General features: G+C 60.9%; 21 protein-coding genes. 5 read left to right on the top strand and 16 right to left on the bottom strand.

What is annotated here, in order from left to right; all coding sequences use genetic code 11:
• Nucleotides 1-6: 6 nt before the first annotated feature.
• From ilvA to ACOYNB_RS01640, 10 genes are all read right to left on the bottom strand, one after another.
• Nucleotides 7-1629 carry a threonine ammonia-lyase, biosynthetic gene (gene ilvA, locus ACOYNB_RS01685; protein ID WP_422837378.1) on the bottom strand — a complete coding sequence of 541 codons (1623 nt, stop codon included), beginning with the start codon at nt 1627-1629 and terminating at the stop codon, nt 7-9.
• 200 nt (nt 1630-1829) lie between these two features.
• Nucleotides 1830-2246, bottom strand: coding sequence for a F0F1 ATP synthase subunit epsilon (locus tag ACOYNB_RS01680; RefSeq protein WP_374257171.1), 417 nt, complete (start codon nt 2244-2246; stop codon nt 1830-1832).
• Between the two features lie 130 nt (nt 2247-2376).
• On the bottom strand, nt 2377-3792 hold the full coding sequence (gene atpD, locus ACOYNB_RS01675) for a F0F1 ATP synthase subunit beta (protein WP_422837376.1): 1416 nt from the start codon (nt 3790-3792) through the stop codon (nt 2377-2379).
• Between the two features lie 34 nt (nt 3793-3826).
• Nucleotides 3827-4693, bottom strand: a complete 867-nt coding sequence (gene atpG, locus ACOYNB_RS01670; RefSeq protein ID WP_422837375.1) for a F0F1 ATP synthase subunit gamma — start codon at nt 4691-4693, stop codon at nt 3827-3829.
• An 11-nt stretch (nt 4694-4704) separates the two neighbouring features.
• The gene (gene atpA, locus ACOYNB_RS01665; protein WP_422837374.1) at nt 4705-6258 is read right to left on the bottom strand and encodes a F0F1 ATP synthase subunit alpha; all 1554 of its coding nucleotides are present in this window, start codon (nt 6256-6258) and stop codon (nt 4705-4707) included.
• A 118-nt stretch (nt 6259-6376) separates the two neighbouring features.
• Nucleotides 6377-6910, bottom strand: coding sequence for a F0F1 ATP synthase subunit delta (locus ACOYNB_RS01660; protein ID WP_422837373.1), 534 nt, complete (start codon nt 6908-6910; stop codon nt 6377-6379).
• 2 nt (nt 6911-6912) lie between these two features.
• Nucleotides 6913-7383: a F0F1 ATP synthase subunit B gene (locus ACOYNB_RS01655; RefSeq protein WP_422837372.1), complete on the bottom strand. Its 471-nt coding sequence runs from the start codon at nt 7381-7383 to the stop codon at nt 6913-6915.
• Between the two features lie 50 nt (nt 7384-7433).
• Nucleotides 7434-7691, bottom strand: coding sequence for a F0F1 ATP synthase subunit C (gene atpE, locus ACOYNB_RS01650; protein ID WP_339582213.1), 258 nt, complete (start codon nt 7689-7691; stop codon nt 7434-7436).
• A 72-nt stretch (nt 7692-7763) separates the two neighbouring features.
• A complete protein-coding gene (gene atpB / locus ACOYNB_RS01645; protein WP_374257161.1) occupies nt 7764-8675 on the bottom strand; it encodes a F0F1 ATP synthase subunit A in 912 nt (303 codons plus the stop codon).
• Nucleotides 8676-8692: 17 nt separating this feature from the next.
• Nucleotides 8693-9169, bottom strand: coding sequence for an ATP synthase subunit I (locus ACOYNB_RS01640; RefSeq protein WP_422837371.1), 477 nt, complete (start codon nt 9167-9169; stop codon nt 8693-8695).
• 249 nt (nt 9170-9418) lie between these two features.
• On the opposite strand from ACOYNB_RS01640, the gene ACOYNB_RS01635 reads away from it, so the two are divergent.
• Together ACOYNB_RS01635 and hemE are read left to right on the top strand one after the other, a co-directional pair.
• Nucleotides 9419-10126, top strand: coding sequence for an START domain-containing protein (locus tag ACOYNB_RS01635; RefSeq protein WP_422837370.1), 708 nt, complete (start codon nt 9419-9421; stop codon nt 10124-10126).
• 21 nt (nt 10127-10147) lie between these two features.
• Nucleotides 10148-11263 carry a uroporphyrinogen decarboxylase gene (hemE, locus tag ACOYNB_RS01630; protein WP_422837369.1) on the top strand — a complete coding sequence of 372 codons (1116 nt, stop codon included), beginning with the start codon at nt 10148-10150 and terminating at the stop codon, nt 11261-11263.
• Between the two features lie 38 nt (nt 11264-11301).
• Here hemE and ACOYNB_RS01625 read toward each other — a convergent pair whose 3' ends face one another.
• Nucleotides 11302-12156, bottom strand: coding sequence for a DMT family transporter (locus tag ACOYNB_RS01625; RefSeq protein WP_422837368.1), 855 nt, complete (start codon nt 12154-12156; stop codon nt 11302-11304).
• Between the two features lie 7 nt (nt 12157-12163).
• Nucleotides 12164-13177 carry a septal ring lytic transglycosylase RlpA family protein gene (locus ACOYNB_RS01620; protein ID WP_422837367.1) on the bottom strand — a complete coding sequence of 338 codons (1014 nt, stop codon included), beginning with the start codon at nt 13175-13177 and terminating at the stop codon, nt 12164-12166.
• Nucleotides 13178-13284: 107 nt separating this feature from the next.
• Here ACOYNB_RS01620 and ACOYNB_RS01615 point away from each other — a divergent pair, with 107 nt between their 5' ends.
• Nucleotides 13285-14544, top strand: a complete 1260-nt coding sequence (locus tag ACOYNB_RS01615) for an alpha/beta fold hydrolase (RefSeq protein WP_422837366.1) — start codon at nt 13285-13287, stop codon at nt 14542-14544.
• 58 nt (nt 14545-14602) lie between these two features.
• Here ACOYNB_RS01615 and ACOYNB_RS01610 read toward each other — a convergent pair whose 3' ends face one another.
• Nucleotides 14603-15262, bottom strand: coding sequence for a PEP-CTERM sorting domain-containing protein (locus ACOYNB_RS01610; RefSeq protein ID WP_422837365.1), 660 nt, complete (start codon nt 15260-15262; stop codon nt 14603-14605).
• Nucleotides 15263-15519: 257 nt separating this feature from the next.
• Between ACOYNB_RS01610 and ACOYNB_RS01605 the strand changes: the two genes are divergently transcribed.
• A complete protein-coding gene (locus ACOYNB_RS01605) occupies nt 15520-17634 on the top strand; it encodes a UvrD-helicase domain-containing protein (protein ID WP_422837364.1) in 2115 nt (704 codons plus the stop codon).
• A gap of 230 nt (nt 17635-17864) precedes the next feature.
• A complete protein-coding gene (locus ACOYNB_RS01600) occupies nt 17865-18287 on the top strand; it encodes an OsmC family protein (protein WP_422837363.1) in 423 nt (140 codons plus the stop codon).
• A gap of 13 nt (nt 18288-18300) precedes the next feature.
• Here the strand turns inward: ACOYNB_RS01600 and coq7 are convergent, their stop codons facing one another.
• From coq7 to mrdA, 3 genes are read right to left on the bottom strand one after another with little or no spacing between them, the layout of a single operon-like run.
• A complete protein-coding gene (gene coq7 / locus ACOYNB_RS01595; protein ID WP_422837362.1) occupies nt 18301-18957 on the bottom strand; it encodes a 2-polyprenyl-3-methyl-6-methoxy-1,4-benzoquinone monooxygenase in 657 nt (218 codons plus the stop codon).
• A gap of 23 nt (nt 18958-18980) precedes the next feature.
• Complete coding sequence (gene rodA, locus ACOYNB_RS01590) at nt 18981-20135, bottom strand: rod shape-determining protein RodA (protein WP_422837361.1); 1155 nt, start codon at nt 20133-20135, stop codon at nt 18981-18983.
• Complete coding sequence (mrdA, locus tag ACOYNB_RS01585) at nt 20132-22288, bottom strand: penicillin-binding protein 2 (RefSeq protein WP_422837360.1); 2157 nt, start codon at nt 22286-22288, stop codon at nt 20132-20134. Before mrdA ends, rodA begins: the two co-directional genes overlap by 4 nt.
• Between the last annotated feature and the right edge of the window lie 24 nt (nt 22289-22312).

The following is a 22312-nucleotide window of genomic DNA, read 5'->3' as shown; positions in this document are numbered from 1 at the left end:
TCCCTGTCAGCGTAAGAACAAGCGGTACACCGGATTGCGAGATTCATCGACCCAGATGTAGCCCAAGTTGTCCAGGAACGACTTGATGGACTTGGTCTCTGCCTTGGGCACTTGCAGGCCCACCAGAATGCGACCGTAGTCGGCCCCCTGGTTGCGATAGTGGAACAGGCTGATGTTCCAGCCCGGCGGCAAACTGGTCAGGAAGGTCATCAAGGCGCCCGGCCGCTCGGGGAACACGAAGCTGAACAGGCGCTCCCCTTCTGCAAGGGATGAACGCCCCCCCACCATGTGACGGATGTGGGTCTTGGCCAACTCATCGTGGGTCAAATCCACGGTGTTGAACCCTTGCTGCTCGAACTGACGGGCGATCTTCTTGGACTCGCCCTTCTCCTTCGTGGTCAGCCCCACAAACACGTGAGCTTGCTTCTCGTCGGAGATACGGTAGTTGAACTCGGTGACACTGCGTGGACCAATCGTCTCGCAGAATCGTTTGAAAGAACCCCGCTCTTCAGGGATGCTGACCGCCAACAAGGCCTCGCGCTCTTCACCGACTTCGGCCCGCTCGGCCACAAAGCGCAAGCGGTCAAAGTTCATGTTGGCACCGCAATTGATCGCGATGTAGGTCTTCCCTTGTCCGCCATGACGCTCAGCGTACTGCTTCAGCGCCGCCACCCCCAGCGCCCCGGCGGGCTCTACGATGGAGCGGGTGTCTTGATAGATGTCCTTGATGGCCGCGCACACCGCATCGGTGTTGACGATCACGAAGTCGTCCACCAGGTCCTTGGCCAAGCGCATGGTTTCTTCACCGACCAGCTTCACGGCCGTCCCATCGGAGAACAAGCCCACGTCATCCAGCGTCACGCGCTTGCCCGCCTTGACCGACCGGGCCATGGCATCCGAGTCGCTCATCTGGACCCCGATGACCTTGATCTCGGGGCGAACCGCTTTAATGTACGCCGCGACGCCGCTGATCAGCCCGCCGCCCCCGATGGCAACAAACACCGCATCGATCGGGCCGGAATGCTGGCGCAGGATTTCCATGGCGATGGTGCCCTGCCCCGCGATCACATCTGGGTCATCAAAGGGATGGACAAAGGTCATCCCCTTCTTCTTTTCCAGCTCTTTCGCGTGGCCTGCCGCATCAGAGTAGCTGTCGCCGTGCAGCACGATCTGAACGTTCTCTCCGCCAAACGCACGCACCGCGTCGATCTTCACCTGCGGCGTGGTCGTCGGCATCACGATCGTGGCCTGGCACCCCAGTCGTTTGGCCCCCAGCGCCACCCCTTGGGCGTGATTGCCGGCGGAAGCGCAGATCACCCCCTTGGCCAACTGCTGCTTGCTGAGCTTCGCCATCTTGTTGTAGGCGCCGCGCAGCTTGAAGCTGAACACCGGTTGCTGGTCTTCACGCTTGAGGTAGACCTGATGCCCCAACCGCCGCGACAGATTCCGAGCCTCGTCCAGAGAACTCTCCACCGCCACGTCGTACACACGGCTGGTCAAGATTTTCTGAAGATAGTCCTGCACGGTCAGAACAGGTGCTTTCGCGGCCTTGCGAGGAGCCTTGCCGGGCTGCTGCTTGGCAGCCGCACGCTTGGCGGTGGGTTTGGCGGCGGTACGCGCGGTGGACATCAGAAACTCCGAAAACCGAAAAGGGCAGAAAGAGCCTCACAGTCTACTCGTCCCCGGCATTGCAACCGTCGAACAAGGTGAAGCCTGATCGGCTTGGTGCGTCTAAGACTGCACGAAAGCGCAGCGCCAAAGAAAAAAGCCCACAGCTTGCGCGGTGGGCCTTTGGGATGCGACACGGTGCCGAAGCACCGCGGCAAAGATCACTTCTTGCGGAAGCGGCGGATAGCAGCCAGTTGAGCAACCATCTCGGCCAGTTCGCTTTGGGCGCGTGCCAAGTCCAGATCGCTCTGGGCATTCTGCACAGCCTCTTCAGCCAAACGCTTGGCTTCAGTGGCCTTGGCCTCATCCAGATCATGACCACGGATGGCCGTATCGGCCAGCACGGTCACGCAGTGAGGTTGCACTTCCAGAATGCCGCCAGCCACGAAGACGAATTCTTCTTCGTTGTTGTCGGCGCGCTGAATGCGCACGGCGCCCGGCTTGATGCGGGTGATCAGCGGGGTGTGACGCGGCAGGATGCCAAGCTCACCCACCTCACCCGGCAGGGACACCAGCGTGGCTTCGCCCGAAAAGATCGACTCTTCGGCGGAAACAACGTCAACGTGAATGGTGGACATATTGAGCTTTCAAAATGGGTTCAACGATTTGCACCGTCAGGCGCAGGGCAGGAGCTCGACTCCGGACGGCGCGAAAGCAGGCAACCGGATCGAATCTGACACGAGGCCGGACCCGATCCGAGTGCAATGCTTATTGCATCGTCTTGGCCTTTTCGAAGGCTTCGTCGATCGTACCCACCATGTAGAAGGCTTGCTCAGGCAGAGCATCGCATTCGCCAGCCACAATCATCTTGAAGCCGCGGATGGTTTCCTTCAGGGACACGTACTTGCCAGGCGCGCCGGTGAACACTTCAGCGACGTGGAACGGCTGCGACAGGAAGCGTTGGATCTTACGAGCGCGGGCAACGGTGAGCTTGTCTTCCGGAGCCAGTTCGTCCATACCCAGAATCGCGATGATGTCGCGCAGTTCCTTGTAGCGCTGCAGCGTGTTCTGCACAGCACGGGCGACGCCGTAGTGCTCTTCGCCCACCACGTTGGGGTCCAGCTGACGCGAGGTCGAATCCAGCGGATCGATCGCAGGGTAGATACCCAGCGAAGCGATGTCACGAGACAGCACGACGGTGGAGTCCAAGTGAGCGAAAGTCGTCGCAGGCGACGGGTCGGTCAAGTCATCCGCAGGGACGTACACGGCTTGGATCGAGGTGATCGAGCCGACCTTGGTCGACGTAATACGCTCTTGCAGACGGCCCATTTCTTCAGCCAGCGTAGGTTGGTAACCCACGGCGGAAGGCATACGACCCAGCAGAGCGGACACTTCGGTACCGGCCAAGGTGTAACGGTAGATGTTGTCCACGAAGAACAGCACATCCTTGCCTTCGTCACGGAAGGCTTCGGCCATGGTCAGACCAGTCAACGCAACGCGCAGACGGTTTCCTGGAGGCTCGTTCATCTGGCCGTACACCATGGCGACCTTGGATTCAGACAGGTTGTCCTGCTTCACCACGCCAGCGTCCGACATTTCATGATAGAAGTCGTTACCTTCACGGGTACGCTCACCCACACCAGCGAACACCGACAGACCGCCGTGGCCCTTCGCGATGTTGTTGATGAGTTCCATCATGTTCACGGTCTTGCCCACACCGGCGCCACCGAACAGACCCACCTTGCCGCCCTTGGCGAAAGGCGAGATCAAGTCGATCACCTTGATGCCGGTTTCCAGCAACTCGGTCGAGGGCGACAGTTCCTCGTAAGCAGGAGCCTTGCGGTGGATCGGAGCCGTCAGGGCTTGGTCCACGGGGCCACGTTCGTCGATGGGGTTACCCAGCACGTCCATGATGCGGCCCAGGGTAGCCTGGCCCACGGGGACGGTGATCTGAGCATTGGTGTTGAACACCTGCATGCCGCGGCGCAGGCCGTCGGACGAACCCAGCGCGATGGTACGGACAATGCCGTCGCCCATTTGCTGTTGCACTTCGAGGGTCAGCGCGGAGCCTTCCATCTTCAGGGCGTCGTACACCTTGGGCATTTGGTTGCGTGGGAATTCCACGTCCACCACGGCGCCAATGCACTGAACGATCTTGCCCACTGCTTGTTGCGTGTCAGCCATTTTTCGTTCCTTCAATCAATTCAAAATCTTCGGATCAGACCGCCGCCGCACCGGCAACGATCTCGGACAGTTCGGTCGTGATCGCGGCCTGGCGGGTCTTGTTGTAGACCAGCTTCAGTTCCTTGATCACATTGCCGGCATTGTCGGTAGCGGCCTTCATGGCCACCATGCGGGCCGACTGCTCCGAAGCCATGTTCTCTGCCACAGCCTGGTAAACCAGCGCCTCAACGTAACGGACCATCAGCTCGTCGATGACCACCTTGGCGTCCGGCTCATAGATGTATTCCCATGCATGAGTCGGTTCGCCTGCGAACTCGTCGCCTGCCAAAGGCAGCAGTTGGTCAACCATGGGCTCCTGCTTCATCGTGTTGATGAAGCGGGTGTAGCACAGGTAAACCGCGTCGAGTTGACCAGCGGTGTAAGCGTCGAGCAGAACCTTGACCGGGCCGATGAGCTTTTCCAGATGGGGGGTATCCCCCATGCCGACCACGCTGGCCACCACGTTGGCACCCATGCGGTTGAAAAAGCCGGAAGCCTTGTTACCGATGGCGACCACGTCCGCCTGCACGCCATGACCTTCGAGCTCTTTGAGCTTGTTGGTTACGGCACGCAGAACGTTCGTGTTCAAACCACCGCACAGACCCTTGTCTGTGCTCACCACGATCAGACCCACCTTCTTCGCGCCAGCGTTTTGCTGCATGAAGGGATGGACGTACTCGGGGTTGGCGTGAGCCAGGTTGGCCGTGATGCTGCGCACCTTTTCAGCGTAGGGGCGAGCCGCAAGCATGCGATCTTGCGCCTTGCGCATCTTCGAAGCCGCGACCATTTCCATGGCCTTGGTGATCTTCTTGGTGTTCTCGACGCTCTTGATCTTGTTGCGAATTTCCTTGCCTACGGCCATGGTGCGCTCCTTTAGGCGAAGGTCTTCTTGAACGCGACGATGGCCGATTGCAGTTCGGCTTCGCCGTCCTTGTCCAGGGCCTTCTTCTCTTCGATCTTGGCGAGCAGAGCAGCGTGACTGGTCTTCAGGAACTGGTGCAGACCAGCTTCAAAGGCCAGAATCTTCTTGACATCCACGTCATCCATGTAGCCCTTGTTCACGGCGAACAAAGTGGCACCCATCAGGGAGACCGACAGAGGTGCGTACTGAGCCTGCTTCAGCAGTTCGGTCACGCGGGCACCGCGGTCCAGCTGCTTGCGGGTCGCAGCGTCCAGATCGGAAGCGAACTGCGCGAAGGCGGCCAGTTCACGATACTGAGCCAAGTCGGTACGGATACCACCGGACAAGCTCTTGATGACCTTGGTCTGAGCGGAGCCACCCACGCGAGACACCGAGATACCGGCGTTGATCGCAGGACGGATACCAGCGTTGAACAGGTTGGTTTCCAGGAAGATCTGACCGTCGGTGATCGAGATCACGTTGGTCGGAACGAAAGCGGACACGTCACCGGCTTGCGTTTCAATGATCGGCAGGGCGGTCAAAGAACCGGTCTTGCCCTTCACTTCACCGTTGGTGAACGCTTCGACGTAGTCGGCGTTCACGCGAGCGGCACGCTCCAGCAGGCGGGAGTGGATGTAGAACACGTCGCCTGGGAAAGCTTCGCGCCCGGGAGGACGACGCAGCAGCAGCGACACTTGACGATAAGCCACAGCTTGCTTGGACAGGTCGTCATAAACGATCAGGGCGTCTTGGCCACGATCGCGGAAGTATTCACCCATGGCGCAGCCAGAGTAGGCCGACACGAACTGCATGGCAGCCGAGTCAGAGGCCGAGGCAGCCACCACGATGGTGTATTCCATGGCGCCAGCTTGTTCCAGCGAGCGCACGACGTTCTTGATCGACGATGCCTTCTGACCGATGGCAACGTAGATACAGGTCACGCCTTGACCCTTCTGGTTGATGATGGCGTCGATGGCGACAGCGGTCTTACCAGTCTGACGGTCACCGATGATCAGCTCGCGCTGACCACGACCAACCGGCACCATCGAGTCGATCGACTTGATACCGGTTTGCAGGGGTTGGTCAACGGATTGGCGCGCGATCACACCAGGGGCGATCTTCTCGATGGGAGAAGACAGCTTGGCGTTGATGGGGCCCTTACCGTCGATAGGCTGACCCAAAGCGTTCACCACGCGACCAACCAGCTCGGGGCCCACGGGCACTTCCAGAATGCGGCCGGTCGTCTTGACCACGTCGCCTTCGGAGATGTGCTCGTAGCCACCCAGAATCACGGCGCCGACGGAGTCGCGCTCGAGGTTCAGGGCCAGGCCGTAGGTGGGGACGCCGGAGGCGTCTGCGGGGAACTCCAACATTTCGCCTTGCATGGCATCGGACAGGCCGTGCACGCGGACGATACCGTCGGTCACGGAGATGACGGTACCCTGGTTGCGAATGTCGGCAGCCGCGCCGAGACCATCGATGCGGCTCTTGATCAGTTCGGAAATTTCTGCGGGATTCAGTTGCATTGCTTTGCTCCCAGGCTGGTCAAGGGCTGCTCGAAGGCAAACCTCGTTGACGACAACCGGTGGCGCAAGGACCACCGGTGGGGTTGAGCGACTATTCGTTGTGAGGCCGGGCTCCGGATCAGGCCAGGAGTGCCGACTTCATGCGTTCCAGGCGGGCCTTGATCGAAGTGTCGAGCACTTCGTCGCCGACCACCACGCGCACGCCACCGATGAGATCGGATTCGACCTCAACCTTGGCTTCCAGCTTGCGACCAAAGCGCTTTTCCAGCGGCACCAGAATGTCAGCAACTTGCGCGTCGCTGATTTGGTAGGCGCTGTAGATGCGTGCTTCGGACACACCCTGGCGGGCTTGCACGAGGGCTTGGAACTGCTCGGCCATCACCGGCAGAGCCGGCAGACGACCGTTTTCCAGAACGGTACGCAGGAAGTTGGCCACGGCCGGAGCCAAAGCCACCTTGGCAGCCTCAGTGATCACGCTGAAGACTTGCTCCTGCGTGGCACGAGGGTTGTCGGCGAAGCTCTGCAGTTGGGCGTCGCGAGCGACTTGACCCAGTGCAGTGACTTGAGCCACCCAGGCAGATTGCTCTGCCTCGGGAGCAGCCTTGAACAGTGCTTCGGCGTAAGGACGGGCAATGGTGGCAAGCTCGGCCATGATCACAGCTCCGACTTCAGGCGGTTCAGCAGGTCCGCGTGGACCTCAGCCGACACCTCGCGACGCAGAATCTGCTCGGCACCCTTGACGGCCAGACCAGCGACCTGCTCACGCAGGGCTTCACGGGCTTGCACCGCCAGTTGATCGGCTTCAGCCTTGGCGTCAGCAACAATCTTGGCTGCTTCGTCAGAAGCACGCTTCTTGGCCTCGTCAACGATGACTGCTGCGCGCTTTTCAGCGTCAGAGATACGTTGAGCGATTTCGTCGCGGGATTGGGCGAGCTGCTCCTGGACGCTCTTGTTGGCGTTCGCCAGTTCAAGCTTAGCCTTGTCGGCAGCAGCCAGACCTGCAGCGATCTTGCTTGCGCGCTCGTCGAGAGCCTTCGTGATCGGGGGCCACACGAATTTCATCGTGAACCACCACAGGATCCCGAAAACCACGATCTGCGCGAACAGCGTTGCGTTCAGATTCACGGCTCGGACCTTTCTCGGTTAATTGGGATGTTCAGTCGAGAAGGGACCGATTACTTGGCCAGAGCGGCGATGAAGGGGTTCGCGAAAGCGAACAGCATGGCGATACCAACACCGATCAGGAAAGCCGCGTCGATCAGACCAGCCAGCAGGAACATCTTGGTTTGCAGTTCGTTCATCAGCTCAGGCTGACGAGCGGTGGCTTCGAAATACTTGCCACCCATCAGGGCGATACCGATACAAGCACCGATGGCGCCCAGTGCGATGATCAGACCACAAGCGATAGCGACGTTAGCCAACACCAGTTCCATGATTGCTCCTAAAAGAAAGGTAGGTTAAGTAAAGAAAAAAGAAAGAAACGTATTTCAGGTGACCGAAGGGGATCAGTGACCTTGATGTGCCTGACCGATGTACACCAGGGTCAACATCATGAAGATGAAGGCCTGGAGCGCAATGATCAGGATGTGGAAGATGGCCCAGGCCGAACCTGCCAGCACACCCAGGATCCAGAGGCCCGCACCACCGAAGGTGAGCGCTGCGCCAATGGCACCACCCAGCAAAGCGATCAGCATGAACACCAATTCGCCAGCATACATGTTGCCCCACAGTCGCATACCGTGAGAGATCGTCTTGGCGCCAAATTCAACCAGGTTCAGGAAGAAGTTTGGCAGGGCCAGGGCGATGGTGCCACCCACGCTGTGAGCGTGGAAGGGGGCAGTGAACAATTCTTTGATGAAGCCGCCGATGCCCTTGATCTTCATGTTGTAGTACAAGCAGATCAGCAGGACGGAGATCGACATGCCCAAGGTGATGGACAAGTCGGCGGTCGGAACGCTACGCATGAAAGCGTGATGCGGATCATGACCGGCCACCTTGTAATACTCTTCCCAAATACGGGGCAAGAGATCGACAGGCAGCAAGTCCATCGCGTTCATGAAGAAGATCCACACGAACACGGTCAGCGCCACAGGCGCAACAGCCTTGCGAGAGGTTTCATTGGGAACGATGCCCTTGGCTTGGGTGTCCACCAGCTCGACCAGCATTTCCACCGCAGCCTGGAAGCGACCAGGAACGCCAGAAGTAGCCTTGCGGGCAGCTTTCCACAGCAGGAACACACCCAGCAGACCCAGAGCCACAGACCAGAACACGGAGTCCAGGTTGATGTAGTTCCAGTCAACGATGGCCTGCTTCTCAGTGAAGTTCTGCAGGTGGCGCAGGTGGTGCCCGATGTATTCCGGAGCGGTGGGGCCGTGGTGGGCCGCGTGTTCGGCCGTAGCAGCGACAGCGTCAGACATCAGCAACTCTCGTTAAATCAAGATTTCTTTTCGTGGCGCCGTCCGATCAACAGCACCACCCCAACAACTTTCAACACCAACACCAAGGTCACCATCAAGGCCACCCAGTCCAGTGGCCTGATCAGCTTGGGAGCCAGCGCCAGCAAGGCACAGATCAGCCCTAGCTTGAGCACCTCCCACACCAGGAGGCGCCCAACCCCTCGCCTCGCATTGCGTCCAAACACCCCGCGCGCCATGAGCAAACTGGGCACCACCACCACAGCCACCGCATAAAGCGACGACAGCAGAGCAGACACACTGCGCGACAAGCCCCCCCACAACAGCGCCACTGACAACCCAAACAGAGCCTGCGCAGCAACAACCTGCCACACAGACATTGAAGGATTGCGAGCGATCAGGGCTTGAGCCTCCTCTCGCGTCAGCGCTTCCACGGGCGGATCGATGTCTTTGGACCAGTCGGATAGTTCGAAGTCAGAATCCTGGTTAGCAGGCATGGCTTGTCACTCTCTGGCGCAAAAACACCGACCCAGATGTCGGCAAAACCTAAAGATTATACGCACTTACCCGGAATCATCCAAGTGTTTTGCGCGATTGCAGGCGAACCGGGGCTGAGGTCACCACCGATCTGCGGGTTTTGATGCCTGTCGTCATCGATTCCCCTACTTTCAAAACAACGCCGACATGCGAATCTGCGCCGCTCCGAAGGCGCCGTAGACGCCGATTCAACCAGATCAGGGGGCAACATGTTTCGCGCAGTCAGTGGTTGTTTGGGGGCGCTCTGCCTGTGGGCGCTCACCACTGCGCCCGCGCAGGCCGCCGGTGAGTGGCAGAACATCCAGTCGGGTGCAAACCGGCGGGACGCCGTGCAAGCGTGGGTGCGCGAAGTAGATGGCAGCCCCGTCAAAGAGTTCAGAGGACAAACCGAGGCGCATTACTCCGTGTTGAGCACCCTAGCATTGATCACAGATCCCCGCCAAATGTGCGCCTGGATCTTCCAATGCGCATCCGCGACACAACCGTCCGACCGCCCGGCAGACCATGTCTATCTGAGGTTCAAAGGTGCATGGCCAACCGCAGACCGTGACCTGCTGGCTCGGGCCAGGATCCGCCAAGACAGCGATGGCAGCATCGTGGTGGACAGCCGGGAGGTCAGCGACTACCCCGTTCAGGCTGGTGTGATCCGCATCCCTCACCTTCGCAACCAATTCAGATTGACACCACTGAAGGGGGGTTGGACTCGGATCGAATTCCGAACCCGGGTGGACCTCGGCGGGCAGGTGCCGGCGTGGCTTGCCAATTTCGTCTCGACACAGGCCCCCATCGCAACACTGGAGGCCATCCACCGGCAGCTCGCCAAGCAGCCCCAATCGGAGCGCAGCCTGGCGGGACTTCCTGCATATTTAGGCAGCGAAGTGACGATACCCCCGTGGCATATCAATATGTATCAGTGACCCCCCACCTACAATTGCGGGATGACTGCTGCAACCCCTCACTCCATTTCGCTGCCACCGCTGGCCAATGATCGTTTCTTGCGCGCCTGTCTGCGCATGCCGACGGACTACACCCCCGTCTGGCTGATGCGGCAAGCTGGCCGCTATCTGCCCGAATACCGCGCCACGCGCGATGTCGCCGGCAGTTTCATGGGTTTGGCCACCAATCCAGAATTGGCTTGTGAGGTCACGCTGCAGCCCCTGCGTCGTTATGACCTTGATGCCGCCATCCTCTTTTCCGACATCCTGACTGTGCCCGACGCCATGGGGCTGGGCTTGAGTTTTGCCGCAGGCGAGGGACCCAAGTTCGCCAAAGTGGTGCGAGACGAGGCTGCCGTGGCCGAATTGGCCGTGCCGGACATGGAGAAACTGCGCTACGTCTTTGACGCGGTGGGCACCATCCGCAAGGCCCTGGCCGATGAAAATGGTGTGGGCAAGGTGCCCCTGATCGGGTTCTCGGGCAGCCCCTGGACCCTGGCCTGCTACATGGTGGAAGGCGGCGGCTCGGATGACTACCGACTGGTCAAGACGCTGATGTACCAGCGCCCGGATCTGATGCACCGCATCTTGGCCGTCAACGCCGATGCCGTGGCACTGTACTTGAACACGCAAATCGAAGCAGGCGCGCAAGCCGCCATGATTTTCGACTCGTGGGGCGGCGTCTTGGCAGATGGCGCGTTCCAGCAATTCAGTCTGGCCTACACCAAGCGTGTGCTGGGACAACTGAAGAAGGAACACAACGGCTACCGCATCCCGCACATTGTGTTCACCAAGGGTGGCGGCATCTGGATTGATGAAATCGCCGACAGTGGCTGCGACGTCGTTGGCCTGGACTGGACCATGAACTTGGGGCAAGCACGCGCCAAGGTCGGCGACCGTGTGGCACTGCAGGGCAACCTGGACCCCAATGTTCTGTTCGCTCAGCCGGAGCAGGTCCAAGCTGAGGTCATCCGTACGCTGGACAGCTTTGGCAAGCCCAGCGCAACGTCGGGCCACGTTTTCAACCTGGGACATGGCATCAGCCAGTTCACCCCACCTGAAAACGTGCAAGTCCTTGTGGACACAGTCCACAACCACAGTCGCAAACAGCGCGGCTAAGCCGACCTCGGCGCCTGGGTCGCCTGCAGCAGCGCGACTCAGGCTTCATCACGCGTGGCCAACAATGCGGCCACCAAGATGAATGCCCCCCCCAGCAACTCCATGGGGCGCAAGGTTTCCCCACCGATCAAGACTGCGGACGATGCGGCAAACACCACCTCGGTCAACATCACCACTGAGGTGATGTGAACGGGCACATTGGCCGCGCCGTATTGCATGGCCAGGTTGGAACAAAAGAACACGGCCCCCATGGCCAAAGCGGCGGGCAACCACCCGGTTTCAAGCGCCGGCCACGGGGTGACCAGTCCTTGGGGCATCAGCAGCATGCCCAACAACCCGGGCAGTGCGATGCCGCCCAGGAACATGCTGAGGGCTCGTGCCGAGGATGGGGTTTCTGCGTGACGACGCAACAGTACGTTCGTCAAGGCGAAGCCTGCGCCACCCGCCAAACCCAGCCAGTCGGCCAGGCCATTGAAGCGAGGCCACCCACCTGACTCCGGCTTGAGCACCAACAAAGCCCCGATCAAGGCCAACGCGATGCGCACGAGCGCCGAGAGGGTGACCCGCTCGCCCAAGAGCCACCAAGCCAGCCCCACCGCCCACAGGGGCATGAGATAGAACAAAAGCACCACACGGACCACCTCGCCCGTGGAGATGCCCCAGTTGAACGCCGCGTTGGTTCCGCCTGCAGCGAGCGCCAGCCACCACAGCGTCGGTGTCTGGCGCAGTGTCCGCCACGCCTGAGGCTGCCAGGCACTGATCAGGAGGGTGCCCAACAGAAAGAAGACAAGGGTGGCCCAGATGGCGTGCAGCCCCATGCTCTGCAATTGCCTCAATGGCCACCACGACAGCCCCCAGACGAAGGCATTCAACAACAAACCAAGGTACGGCATCAGAGAATCAGCGGCGCTCAATGACCATCGGAACAATCTGCAGCATGTGTCGCGCCCGCTCTGCCGCAGCATGCGCTTCAGAGCGCGTGGCGTAAGGCCCGACCTGAAGCTTGTAGTACGGGGCCTCGTGAAAAACAGCCAGCATGGGCAACAAACTGCTGAGGTCTGTTGACACACGCTTGTGCATGCGATCTACGCCCTCCTGGCGTGCCAAGGCGGCCAACTGCACCCAGAAGCCCCGCGCTGCCACAGTATGCGCCCTGCCTGCAGCCTCTGCTGCCCTGCTCACATCAGATGGAGGCGGCAACGTTTTTGTCTCGGGCGCCATCGGCTCCCGAACGGGGGTGGGCGCGGACTCACCCAACGCACCTGACGGGGCAAATGCCACAACCGGATCAACCGCGCGCGCGTCAGGCTGCCAGGATCCTGCCCGAATATCGTCGAAGGTCAGCCGCTCAACCTCGACCTGAGAGTTGCCGTGACGCTCAATGCCCAGCTTGACCGCTGCCGCGTAGCTGAGATCAATCACCCGACTTGAATGAAACGGCCCGCGATCGTTGATGCGGACAATGACCGACTTGCCCGTTTTCAAACTTTTGACACGCGCATAACTGGGAATCGGCAGGGTTCGATGCGCGGCAGTCAGTCCATAAACGCTGTAGAGCTCACCACTGGCCGTGCGGCGCCCGTGAAACTTGGTACCGTACCAAGACGCGGTCCCAGTTTCTTTCCAGGGGATGTCACCCACAACCGGTTCATACGATTGCCCCAACACGGTATAGGGCTTGTTGGGACCTCCGGACCTGATCGGCTCGATTCGAGGAACGGGGTCAGGCAGGCTGGCCAGGTTAGGCGGTGCGTCAATGGGCGCACCATCTTTGTCCGGGAAGCTCCCCGGCACGCCAGGAACAGGCCGACGATCGGGCCCAGGGCCCGACGCACACCCGGCGACAAGTAACAACACGCCCAGTACGCCGCCGATGCGACGCACGATGCGCTGAGCAAAAGCAACGTGGTTCATGCCCCGCACCATAACCGATCCTGCACGGTTCACTGCACCAACGCCCGTCAAACGGCCACCCAGCCTGCACAATGGCGGCTATCTCGCTTCATTTTTGCGCGCAAGTTATGTCCGATCACCTCGAGTACCCGTTCGACCACCCTTTTGAGCGCGGCATGCGCAACCGCCGTGCGGCACTGGGCGATGCCTGGGTTGATAAATCCGTCGCCAAAGCGAACGCTTTCAACGCAGGCTTTCAACACTTCATCACGGACTACGCCTGGCACGGTGTGTGGGGGCGTCCAGGCTTGGACTGGAAGACCCGTCGCATCATTGTGATGGCGGTGACCTGCGCGCTGGGCCGCTGGGACGAGTTCGAAATTCACATGCGTGGCTCGCTGACGCCTGGCAACGCCCACACACTGACCCCCGAGGAGGTTCGCGAGGCGCTGATCCAGATTGCCATCTATGCCGGGGTCCCCGCGGCCAACACAGGCTTTGCCAAGGCACTGGGCATCATGCGAGAGTTGGGCATGGAGCCCCCTCCGCATCCAGCGGATCTGTCATGGCACCCCGGTGTCGGTCGCTCAGTCTTTACCAGCACACGCCCCAAGCTGCACGCCACCGTACGCGACGCGCGCAACGGCCAGCCGCAGCACACGATTGTGTTCAGTCATGCACTGGGCCAAGACAGCTCCATGTGGGATCTCGTCGCGAACGAAGCGGCGTCGACCTGTCGCGTCATTTGCCCCGACACGCGGGGACACGGACGCTCCGCCATGCCACACGATGGCGTGACCCTGGCAGAGTTGGCTGCCGATGCGGCACGCCTGATTGACGAAGTCGCAGGCGGTGAGCCCGTCATCTGGGTTGGCCTGTCGATGGGGGGCATGATTGGTCAAGAACTGGCTCTGCGCCACCCAGAGAAAATCAAGGCACTGGTGCTCGCCAACACGACCTCAGGTTATGACCAAGCCGGTCGGGAAGCATTGGGGCAACGCATCGCAGCGGTTGAGGCTCACGGCATCCAAGCCGTCAGCACTGGGGCCATGCAGCGCTTTTTCAGCTCCGCCTTCCGCGAAATGAAGGGGGCAACCGTGACACGTCACCAACGCCTGTTGGAGGCAACCGACCCTGAAGGCTATGCCGCATGCGCAGCCGCTCTGTGCAGCGCGGACTATGCGGCGCAACTCAGTCAGATCAAGGTGCCGACCCTGCTGATTGCCGGCAGCGAAGACGAAAGCACGCCCCCCCAGCACATGCAGGTCATGGCGCGCAGCGTGCCCCATGCGCAAATGGTGACCCTGCAGGGGTGCGCGCACCTGAGCGCCGTCGAACAACCGGGGGCCTTTGCCGAGGTGCTGGGGGAGTTCGTGGCCAGTCTGTGAAGCCCGGCCCACCAGAATCAAAAAACCCGCCTCGGCGGGTTTTTTTCAGGCCGTTCATTCAAGCTCGACGGCGCTTCAGCCCCGCCATGGCGAAGACGCCCAAGCCCATCAACACAGCCGTCCCAGGCTCTGGCACTGCCGCAACCGCTTTCCCCACCACGAAGTGAACGTGACTGTTGGCTGCGCTACCGTACACCCCACCCACATTTGCCAAATCCAGCATGATGGGTGCCTTGGCTGCCACGATGCTGTCTGCCGTGATGCCTGCACCAGTCAGTTGGACTGATGTAGACGATCCTTCCGAGAACGTGCCGTCCTGGAAGTCCAGATTCCATTTGTAGGTATACCCGGCGTCTTGCGTCAAGCCCGACGACACGTATCCAGACGAACTTGTCAGACCGATCCCCGACAAGCTATTGACCCCGCCCGACGAAGCGTTCAGCCAAAGTGCTTCCACGAACGTCCCGGAGGTCATCAATGCGGGAAAAGCGCTGGTGTTCTGCTTCAGAGTCAACACCACACCACCTGACACATCGCTGACCTGCAGGGTTGCCACCGAGTAGTTCAGTGTCTTGGTGTCAACCACGTTGTCAGTGGTGGAGGTGTCAAAGAACGTTTTGAATTCGTAGGTGTATGCAGCAGCCTGCACTGTGGTCGTCACAGCGCAGCCGGCCAACAAGCTCCCTAGCGCCAAACACTTCTTTAACGGATGGATCATCGTCATCTCCGGGTGTATTCACCCACGGCCGCCAGACTAAGCATCTTGGAGGCAAGCCCGGCATGATGATTGATGGTATGAGCGAGCATGCTGCTCGTGTCACGGGTTCACCCTTGGTTACCCACCCCAACCACCTGAGTCGGGGATCACATCCCGACACGCATTCAAGGGGCTGCTTGCACTATCCTTGGCACCCTTGCCTGCTGCGGATGCGCTCACGCGCCCCGTTGAGTAGGTAAGCTCGTAGTGCTTGCCCGATGTCTTCGTCTCCTTCGTACGCCCCGCCCTCTATGAATCCGGCCCAAATGGCTGCTGTGCACCACCTCGATAGCCCCTGCCTGGTGCTGGCGGGCGCGGGGTCCGGCAAGACCCGCGTGATCACCCACAAAATCGCCCGCCTGCTCCAGCCCGGGCCGGGAGCCGGTTTGGCCCCCTCGCAGATCGGGGCCATCACCTTCACGAACAAGGCCGCCGCGGAAATGCGCGAGCGCGTCAAGAGCCTGATCGGGCCGAAAGCCGCGGGCAAGCTGCTGGTGTGCACCTTCCACTCGCTGGGCGTGAAGCTGCTGCGCGAAGATGGCGCGGCGCTGGGGCTCAAACCCGCGTTTTCGATCCTGGACAGCGACGACGTGACGTCCATCCTGCGAGACGCCGGCAGCACCACCGACGCCAAACTGGCGCGCCACTGGCAATGGACCATCAGCCTGTGGAAGAACATGGGGCTCAACAGCGAGCAGGCCCTCGCCCAAGCCCAGGACGATGACGAACAAATCGCCGCCCGGGTGATGAAGCTCTATGAGGAGCGCTTGCTGGCGTACCAGGCGGTGGATTTCGATGACCTGATCGGCTTGCCCATGAAGCTGCTGCAAGAGCACGAAGCGGTGCGCAGCAAGTGGCAGCGTCAGTTGCGCCATGTGCTGGTCGATGAATATCAGGACACCAACGCCACGCAATACGAATTGCTGAAGTTACTGGTGGGTCCGGAAGGCATCTTCACCGCTGTGGGCGACGACGACCAGTCCATTTACGGCTGGCGGGGTGCCACGCTGGACAACCTCAAGCGCCTGCCGCAAGATTTCCCCAATTTGAAGGTGATCCCGCTGGAGCAGAACTACCGCTCCACGTCGGCCATCCTGCGGGCGGCCAACCATGTGATCGCCACCAACCCCAAGCTGTTCCAGAAAACGCTGTGGTCGGACCTGGGGGAAGGCGAGCCGGTCAAGCTGATGGAGTGCGACAACGAAGAGCACGAAGCCGAGCGCGCCGTGGCCCACTTTGTCACCCTGCGCAACCGCTTGCTGGAACTGCACCCCGGTGACCCGAGCAAAACGGACTGGAACAACTTTGCCATCCTGTACCGCGCCAACCACCAGGCCCGCCCGTTTGAACAGGCACTGCGCAAGGCCAACATTCCCTACAAGGTGTCTGGTGGGCAGAGCTTTTTCGACAAGGCCGAAATCAAGGACCTGTGCGCCTGGCTGCGCCTGCTGCTGAACAACGACGACGACCCCGCCTTCCTGCGCGCTGTGACCACCCCCAAACGCGGCATTGGTCACCAGACCTTGGGCGCCCTCGGCGAGTTTGCCGGCAAGTGGAAGGTCAGCCTGTTCGAGGCCCTGTTTGCCGACTCGCTGCACGCCAGCCTGAACAAGCGCGCGCTGGAAGGGCTGCACGAGTTTGGCCGATTCATCAACGACCTGGAATACCGCGCGCGCCAGACCTATGGTTCCGAAGCCGCGAAGGTCTGGCTGCTCGACTGGCTCAAGGACATTGGCTACGAGCAGCACCTGTACGACAACGAAGAAAACGAAAAGGTGGCGGCCGCCCGCTGGACCAACGTACTGGACTTTGTGGACTGGGTGGCCAAGCGATGCGGCGGGGCCATCGAGAACGACGGTGGCATGACCGTCGAGACCGAGAAGAAGAGCGTGCTGGAGGTGGCACAGCTGATTTCGCTGATCACCAGCCTGGCCGAGCGCGAGAGCGATCAGAAGCAAGTCACCCTGTCGACCCTGCACGCCTCGAAAGGTCTGGAGTGGCCCCATGTGGTGCTGGCTGGCGTCAACGAAGGCTCCCTGCCCTTCTCGCGGGAGGAAGGTGACATCACGCCGCAACAGGTCGAAGAAGAGCGCCGGCTGATGTACGTGGGCATCACACGGGCCCGCCTGACATTGGCCGTGAGCGTGCTCAAACGACGCAAGAAAGGCCGCGAGTATGTGCAGGCCATGCCCAGCCGCTTCATTGCCGAAATGAAACTGGGTGAAGGCGGCGGTCCCAAGGAAGACCCCCGGGAGAAACTCAAGCGTCTGCGTGAAGAAATGGCCGCAAAGGCCAAAGCCTCAGCCGAGGCCGCACGCGCCCACCGAGATTAGCGAGCGCTCACTTTCTTCACTGGCTCGTACCGTACAGACAAAAAAAAACCCGAGACATGCATCTCGGGTTGGAATTGCCGTTTGAACGGTAAAGTGGAGGAGACAAAAAAACAAAGCAGTGTTGGGACTCTGCGGTTTGCAAAAAGTTCCTTACTGCTGCTACAAAGTGTATCAAGTGTGCAGGATTGACGCAATAGCGTCCCTGACGCACGCGTCAACAGGACTCAAGCATGGAATGCACGATCAACTGGCAACCCGCCTCGGGCATGGCCTTCATGGCCGAAACCGGTAGCGGCCACATCATCAACATGGACGGCGCCCCCGAAGGCGGCGGACGCAATCTGGCGCCTCGCCCGATGGAAACCGTGCTGGCCGGCACCGGCGGTTGCACCGCCTATGACGTGGTGCTGATCCTCAAGCGCGGTCGCCACGATGTGCGCGGTTGCCAAGTGAAGTTGACGGCCGATCGCGCCGACACCGACCCCAAGGTGTTCACCAAGATCAACATGCATTTCATCGTCACGGGCGTGAACCTGACGGAAACCGCCGTGGCCCGCGCCATCCAGATGTCGCACGAGAAGTACTGCTCGGCATCCATCATGATCGGCAAGACCGCCGAGATCACGACCAGCTTCGAGATCGTCTCAGCCTGATTTCGTCAGGTCGTCAGATGCGGTGGGCGACGGTGGTCATGACCTTGGCCGCCAACCGCATCAGCCCTTTGACCGGCGCAGGCAGCGGGGCGCCACCGGCCTGAAGGGCTGCATCAGCGTGCGCCACCTCGTCGTCGCGCATTTGCGCCACGATGGCGCGCGAGCGGTGATCGCCTGCGGGCAAACTGTCCATGTGACTGTTGAGGTGGGCCTCGACTTGTCGTTCGGTCTCGACCACAAAGCCCAGGCTGATGGCATCCCCCGCCTTGGCGGCCAACAAGCCGATGCCAAACGCGCCGGCATACCAGAGCGGGTTGAGCAGACTGGTGCGTCCGCCCAACTCACTCAAACGCGCCTCGGTCCACGCCAGGTGATCGTTCTCTTCGCGCGCCGCTTCCTCGAACTGGGCTTTCAACGCGGGATCGTTCGTGCCCCAGGCCTGTGAGGCGTACAAGGCCTGCGCACACACCTCGCCCACATGATTGACCCGCATCAGCGCCGCCGACAAGCGCTTGTCTTCGGCCGACAGTTCGCCATCCGGCTCGGCGGCTTCCGGCAGAGGCCGTGCCGCCGAGTGCGTGGCCAAGGCCGTGCGCATCGCCGTGTCCACCGACATGATCAGGCGATCCAAGGCGTCGTGGCGAAGGGGGGAAGATCGGAGCGTGCTCATACGTGAATGGTACTCAGACAGCGTCAACGCTGCATCAGGCCACGACTGCGCGCGATCGACATCAAAATGCCCAGCGCCAGCCCCAGGGTCACCATGGCCGTACCGCCATAGCTGATGAAGGGCAAGGGCACCCCCACCACGGGCAAGATGCCGCTCACCATGCCCATGTTGACAAAAGCATAGGTGAAGAAGCTCAGCGAAATGCTGCCCGCCATCAGTCGGGCAAACAGGGTGGGCGCCTGCGAGGCAATCACCAGCCCCCGGAAGATCAGCGCCAAGAATCCGACCATCAAGGCCAGCCCCCCGATCAACCCCTGCTCTTCGGAATAGGCGGCAAAGGCAAAGTCCGTGGTGCGCTCGGGGATGAACTCCAAGTGGGTCTGGGTGCCCTTCATGAACCCCTTGCCGCTGACCCCACCCGACCCGATGGCGATCATGCCCTGGATGATGTGGAAGCCTTTACCCAGCGGGTCGGTCGTCGGGTCCAGCAAGGTGCAAACCCGGTTCTTCTGATAATCGTGCAGTCCCATCCATTTCACGTCGGGCTGACACAGATCCGTCTGGTAGCCCACGATGAGGCTGATGCCAATGGCCCCGGCGGCCAGCACCGGCAAAATCAGACGCCAACTCAAGCCGGCAAAAAAGATCACATACAAGCCCCCCGACAGGATCAGCAAGGCCGTCCCCAAGTCCGGCTGCTTGAGCACCAACGCCACAGGCATGAGCAACAGCCCGCCCGCGGCCGCAAAATCCAGCGGACGCAACTGTCCCTCCCGACGCTGAAACCACCAAGCCAGCATCAGGGGGGCGCCGATCTTCAAGATTTCAGAGGGCTGGATGACGACGCCAACGTTCAACCACCGTGTCGCCCCCTTCTTCGTGATGCCAAACACCGCTGTGGCAATCAACAAAAACACCCCGAATGTGTAGATGGGGACCGCCAGAGACATCAAACGCTGCGGCGGCACTTGCGCCACCAGGAACAACAGGAAACCCGCAAGCAGGATGTTGCGCAACTGATCCATGAACCGTGTGCCGTGGTCAAACCCGACCGAGTACATGTTCACCAGCCCCAGCGCGCACATGCACAACACGATGAAAATCAACGGCAGATCAAACCCTTGAAAAATGGGTTTGAGGCGCTGCAGCCAGGAAGGCTTGTCAAAGGCGACTTTCATGGCGATTCCTTCGAGGCTGCAGGCATCACGACAGACGCGGCCGAAGCGGGGGCGGTGGGCACCACCGGCAGCGGGTGAGCGGGCTCAGGGCTGGATGGGGCGGAGCCCGGCGCAGAGGCTGCCGGCGTTGCACGTGGCACTGGAATGCCATTGGCCGACAAAGCATCTGCAGTCAGGCCGGTCACCGTGCCACCGAAGGCATCTCGCCCCAGCGGCAAAGGCACATCAGACACCTTGCGAGGTTGGCCAGTGGGCGCCACGCCGCGACCTTGCTGGACCGCCAGGATGTCCTCTTCGCTCGGATAGATACCTAGCAGCAAGTAGTCCAGCACACGACGCGCAATGGGCGCCGCCGCTGCGGCACCGAAACCGGCATTTTCAACAATCACGGCCATGGCCACGCGGGGCGCATCCACGGGCGCGAAAGCCTCGTAAAGCGAGTGGTCCCGCCGGTATTCGTCCATGCGGGAGGCCACATATTTTTCGCCTTGCCGCAGCCCCACCGCCTGCGCGGTCCCGGTCTTGCCGCCGCTGGCATAGCCTGCCCCCATGAACACACGCGTTGAAGTGCCCTGCTGGGTCACCCCGTACATGGCATCCTTGATGAGCGCCGTGTGCTCGGGCTTGTACGGCACCGGATCCAAGGTGGCGCGCTCGGCTTGCCGGCGCTCGCGGGTCACCACATCTTCAATGTGACTCACGAGGCGAGGCTCATACCGCTGACCATTCGTCACCACGGTCGACAAGGCTGTGGCAATCTGCAGCATCGTGAAGCTGTTGTAGCCTTGGCCAATGCCCAGCGAGATGGTTTCCCCGGCATACCATTTGCGCTGCTCGGGCCGACGGTAGGCCTTGCGCTTCCAGTCGGTGGACGGCAGGATTCCCGAAACCTCGCCCTTGAGGTCAATGCCAGTCTGGCGACCGAAGCCCAGAGGCGACATCTGATCGTGGATCAGATCCACGCCCATTTCATTGGCCAGCGAGTAGAAGTACACATTGCTGGACTCAACGATGGCGCGACGCATGTCCATGGCGCCGCCGCGCTCGTTCTCCGGGCTGCGGAAAGCATGGCCACCAAAGTTGAACACCCCGGTGTCCATGATGATGGTGCGCGGATCACGCTTGGCCGTATTCAAGGCCGCCAGCGCCATGAAGGGCTTGTAGGTCGAGCCGGGGGGGTAGGTGCCACGCAAGGCCCGGTTCAGCAAGGGCTTGTCGGCGGACTCGTTCAGGTCCTTCCAGTTGTCCACGTCAATCCCGTCCACAAACAGGTTGGGATCAAAGGTGGGTTTGGACACGAAGGCCAGCACATCCCCGTTGCGCGGGTCGATCGCCACCAGGGCGCCGCGACGGCTGCCGAACAGACGCTCGATGAGGGCCTGGAGCTTGATGTCAATCGACAGATGGATGGTGTTACCCGGCGTGGCCGGGTTGGAGCGCAAGCGACGAACAGCCCGACCGCCTGCACTGGTTTCCACCTCTTCAAAGCCGGTGATACCGTGCAGTTCGCGCTCGTAGCTTTGCTCGACGCCCAACTTGCCGATGTACTCGGTGCCGCGGTAGTTGGCACGGTCTTCGTCCGGCCAGTCTTCCATGGCCTCGGCTTCGCGCTGGTTGATGCGACCGATGTAGCCCAACACGTGGCTGGCCAACTCGCCATAGGGATAGTGGCGGAACAAACGTGCCTGGATATCCACCCCCGGAAAACGGAAGCGTTGCGCGGTGAAGCGAGCCACTTCGGCGTCCGTCAGGCGTGTGCGGATCGGGATGGACTCGAAACTGCGAGACTCTTCCCGCAAGCGCTTGAAGCGGCGACGATCGCGGGGCTGGATGTCCACAATGTGGGACAAGGCATCGATCGTCCCCTCCAGATCATCTACCTTGGACGGGGTGATTTCCAGCGTGTAGGCCGAATAGTTGTTGGCCAAGACCACGCCATGGCGGTCCACAATCAAGCCCCGATTGGGCACGATCGGCACCACCGCGATGCGGTTGTTCTCGGCCTGCGCAGCCAGGTCATCGTGCCGCACCACTTGGAGCACCACCAACCGGTAGAGCAACAAGCCGAAGCAGAACAGGACGAAGCCCGCGGCCGCCCACAAACGGATGCGGAAGCGGCTGAGTTCGGCCTCGACGTTCTTGAGTTCGGTCATGCGCGACGCGGTGTTCGGTGCCCG

The organism is Aquabacterium sp. (assembly GCF_049317225.1).
Taxonomy (GTDB): domain Bacteria; phylum Pseudomonadota; class Gammaproteobacteria; order Burkholderiales; family Burkholderiaceae_C; genus Aquabacterium.
The sequence above is the reverse complement of the archived record's forward strand: the minus strand, read 5'-3'. Positions and strand labels throughout refer to the sequence as shown.

What these genes read in the sequence shown, in the direction of transcription:
- mrdA (WP_422837360.1), bottom strand. Translation starts at nt 22,288, where the DNA reads ATGACCGAACTCAAGAACGTCGAGGCCGAACTCAGCCGCTTCCGCATC.
- hemE (WP_422837369.1), top strand. Translation starts at nt 10,148, where the DNA reads ATGACTGCTGCAACCCCTCACTCCATTTCGCTGCCACCGCTGGCCAAT.
- atpB (WP_374257161.1), bottom strand. Translation starts at nt 8,675, where the DNA reads ATGTCTGACGCTGTCGCTGCTACGGCCGAACACGCGGCCCACCACGGC.
- ACOYNB_RS01600 (WP_422837363.1), top strand. Translation starts at nt 17,865, where the DNA reads ATGGAATGCACGATCAACTGGCAACCCGCCTCGGGCATGGCCTTCATG.
- atpG (WP_422837375.1), bottom strand. Translation starts at nt 4,693, where the DNA reads ATGGCCGTAGGCAAGGAAATTCGCAACAAGATCAAGAGCGTCGAGAAC.
- atpA (WP_422837374.1), bottom strand. Translation starts at nt 6,258, where the DNA reads ATGCAACTGAATCCCGCAGAAATTTCCGAACTGATCAAGAGCCGCATC.
- ACOYNB_RS01640 (WP_422837371.1), bottom strand. Translation starts at nt 9,169, where the DNA reads ATGCCTGCTAACCAGGATTCTGACTTCGAACTATCCGACTGGTCCAAA.
- rodA (WP_422837361.1), bottom strand. Translation starts at nt 20,135, where the DNA reads ATGAAAGTCGCCTTTGACAAGCCTTCCTGGCTGCAGCGCCTCAAACCC.
- ACOYNB_RS01680 (WP_374257171.1), bottom strand. Translation starts at nt 2,246, where the DNA reads ATGTCCACCATTCACGTTGACGTTGTTTCCGCCGAAGAGTCGATCTTT.
- ACOYNB_RS01615 (WP_422837366.1), top strand. Translation starts at nt 13,285, where the DNA reads ATGTCCGATCACCTCGAGTACCCGTTCGACCACCCTTTTGAGCGCGGC.
- atpE (WP_339582213.1), bottom strand. Translation starts at nt 7,691, where the DNA reads ATGGAACTGGTGTTGGCTAACGTCGCTATCGCTTGTGGTCTGATCATC.
- ilvA (WP_422837378.1), bottom strand. Translation starts at nt 1,629, where the DNA reads ATGTCCACCGCGCGTACCGCCGCCAAACCCACCGCCAAGCGTGCGGCT.
- ACOYNB_RS01625 (WP_422837368.1), bottom strand. Translation starts at nt 12,156, where the DNA reads ATGCCGTACCTTGGTTTGTTGTTGAATGCCTTCGTCTGGGGGCTGTCG.
- coq7 (WP_422837362.1), bottom strand. Translation starts at nt 18,957, where the DNA reads ATGAGCACGCTCCGATCTTCCCCCCTTCGCCACGACGCCTTGGATCGC.
- ACOYNB_RS01660 (WP_422837373.1), bottom strand. Translation starts at nt 6,910, where the DNA reads ATGGCCGAGCTTGCCACCATTGCCCGTCCTTACGCCGAAGCACTGTTC.
- ACOYNB_RS01610 (WP_422837365.1), bottom strand. Translation starts at nt 15,262, where the DNA reads ATGATCCATCCGTTAAAGAAGTGTTTGGCGCTAGGGAGCTTGTTGGCC.
- ACOYNB_RS01635 (WP_422837370.1), top strand. Translation starts at nt 9,419, where the DNA reads ATGTTTCGCGCAGTCAGTGGTTGTTTGGGGGCGCTCTGCCTGTGGGCG.
- ACOYNB_RS01605 (WP_422837364.1), top strand. Translation starts at nt 15,520, where the DNA reads ATGTCTTCGTCTCCTTCGTACGCCCCGCCCTCTATGAATCCGGCCCAA.
- ACOYNB_RS01620 (WP_422837367.1), bottom strand. Translation starts at nt 13,177, where the DNA reads ATGAACCACGTTGCTTTTGCTCAGCGCATCGTGCGTCGCATCGGCGGC.
- atpD (WP_422837376.1), bottom strand. Translation starts at nt 3,792, where the DNA reads ATGGCTGACACGCAACAAGCAGTGGGCAAGATCGTTCAGTGCATTGGC.